We start from the raw sequence: 2,500 nt of genomic DNA, 5'->3' as shown, positions 1-2,500 counted from the left end.
CAGTCTCACTAGAGTCCTCAACTTAATGCTAGCAACTAGTGACAGGGGTTGCGCTCGTTGCAGGACTTAACCTAACACCTCACGGCACGAGCTGACGACAACCATGCAGCACCTTGAAAATTGTCCGAAGAAAAGTCTATTTCTAAACCTGTCAATTCCCATTTAAGCCTTGGTAAGGTTCCTCGCGTATCATCGAATTAAACCACATAATCCACCGCTTGTGCGGGCCCCCGTCAATTCCTTTGAGTTTCAAACTTGCGTTCGTACTCCCCAGGTGGCTAACTTATCACTTTCGCTTAGTCTCTGAATCCGAAAACCCAAAAACGAGTTAGCATCGTTTACGGCGTGGACTACCAGGGTATCTAATCCTGTTCGCTCCCCACGCTTTCGTCCATCAGCGTCAGTTAAGACATGGTAACCTGCCTTCGCAATTGGTGTTCTAAGTAATATCTATGCATTTCACCGCTACACTACTTATTCCAGCTACCTCTACCTTACTCAAGACCCGCAGTATCAATGGCAGTTTCATAGTTAAGCTATGAGATTTCACCACTGACTTACGAGTCCGCCTACGGACCCTTTAAACCCAATAAATCCGGATAACGCTTGCACCCTCCGTATTACCGCGGCTGCTGGCACGGAGTTAGCCGGTGCTTATTCGTATAGTACCTTCAGCTTTCCACACGTGGAAAGGTTTATCCCTATACAAAAGAAGTTTACAACCCATAGGGCCGTCGTCCTTCACGCGGGATGGCTGGATCAGGCTCTCACCCATTGTCCAATATTCCTCACTGCTGCCTCCCGTAGGAGTCTGGTCCGTGTCTCAGTACCAGTGTGGGGGATCACCCTCTCAGGCCCCCTAAAGATCATTGACTTGGTGAGCCGTTACCTCACCAACTATCTAATCTTGCGCGTGCCCATCTCTATCCACCGGAGTTTTCAATATCTAATGATGCCATCAAATATATTATGGGGTATTAATCTTCCTTTCGAAAGGCTATCCCCCTGATAAAGGTAGGTTGCACACGTGTTCCGCACCCGTACGCCGCTCTCAAGATTCCGAAGAATCTCTACCGCTCGGCTTGCATGTGTTAGGCCTCCCGCTAGCGTTCATCCTGAGCCAGGATCAAACTCTCCATTGTATGTTTGTCTGACTCACTCAAAGTTATTTTACGCTTTAGTTTTTCCTTACTTGGTTGTTATATTATTTTTCAATGATCTCTCTTCTTCCGCTTTATACCGTAGCCTCATTTTCTGTCGTTTGGACTACTGATTTGCGAGTGCAAAAGTAAATGTTTTTTTTGATGTGACCAAATTTTTCTGAAAGAAAATTTAAAGTTTTTTTAGTAACCTTAATCCCTATCTCTTATTCAATCCTATACTCTCCTGCGCTCCCTTAATTGGGACTGCAAAGATACAAACTTTTATCAATTATCAAAATAAAATATTATTTATTTTTCTAACCTTCAGTCCTATTTACTTATCGTCTGCGCTACCTACTATCTCTCGTTTTCAGTGGGGCAAAAGTACATCTTATTAACACTACAATCCAAACTTATTTAACATAAAATTTACTTTTAATTCATATTTACTTTTAACTCCCTGAATTACAAGAACTAAAATTTTAACCCTATTTGCAAAGAACTGCCATACTGAGCTTGGGAATTAGTTAATACTATATCAATCCTGTAGTTTTAGGATTTCAGATCTGGAAGATTGGAGAGATTTTGGATCCAAAAAGTTGAATGTTTGAGGAGAAATAGGGAAGACTAAAGGAATCTTTTATGGATTTTCACTGGATCGGATGGTAAAATATTCTGTGACGATCCGGGTATTTAATGAAAACGAACCTTTTAAAGAAAGCATCCTGTTGTTTTTGATAAAAAGTAGATTTAAAATTTTAATGGAACAGGTTATTTAAGAATGAAAGAGTATGAATCTTTGAATCTAATACTGCGTGTGATTTTTTTATTTTTTATTTTTTATTTCTTGTTTGTGATTTGTGTTTCCTGTTTTATGTTTGTGATTTTTGCTTGCTGCTATATTCTGTCCCTGTTTTTCTTTTTGCTGCTTATCATGGTTTATTCTGATTCCTCATATTCTATTTTATATTAAATAATTTTCTTTATTCTTTATTCTTTATTCTTTATTCTTTATTCTTTATTCTTTATTCTTTATATTTTTAAATCTTGCTCTTTTTTCTTTTGCCAGATAATAGATCGCCTTTGTTATAAAATGAGAGTAGTCTTTACTGGCAAAGGTAGAGGAAAGGGGTTTTACTTGTTCTTTATTATAATGATGTTCATAGTCCATATCGTTATGTCCTATATTGGAGTAGATCATATTATATTTTGTGTTGGTCCAGATGATGGGATAAAAGCCTTCAGTCCAGATCTCATGTTTCTTGGGGCCTGTTCCTACCGGAAAACCTTTTTCATCTATCGCATAAAGGATACTTATGTCTTTATTTTTGGTAAGGTCATTCTTCCAGGCGTACCAT

The 2,500-nt window shown here is 38.8% G+C and carries 1 protein-coding gene and 1 rRNA gene (both only partly in view); both read right to left on the bottom strand.

Annotated features, from left to right (window positions below):
• Positions 1-1,142 (bottom strand): 16S ribosomal RNA (locus NG806_RS18830); it reaches 375 nt to the left of the window's first position.
• Positions 1,143-2,160: 1,018 nt separating this feature from the next.
• Positions 2,161-2,500 carry the final stretch of a ThuA domain-containing protein gene (locus NG806_RS18825; protein WP_261510151.1) on the bottom strand. 527 nt of this gene lie beyond the right edge of the window, so 340 of the gene's 867 nt are visible here — the last part of the coding sequence; the start codon falls outside the window, past its right edge — the gene reads right to left on this strand; the stop codon is at positions 2,161-2,163.

This window comes from Chryseobacterium paludis (assembly GCF_025403485.1).
Lineage (GTDB): Bacteria > Bacteroidota > Bacteroidia > Flavobacteriales > Weeksellaceae > Chryseobacterium > Chryseobacterium paludis.
Note: the sequence above shows the minus strand (reverse complement) of the source record. Positions and strands in the feature narration are given on the sequence as shown.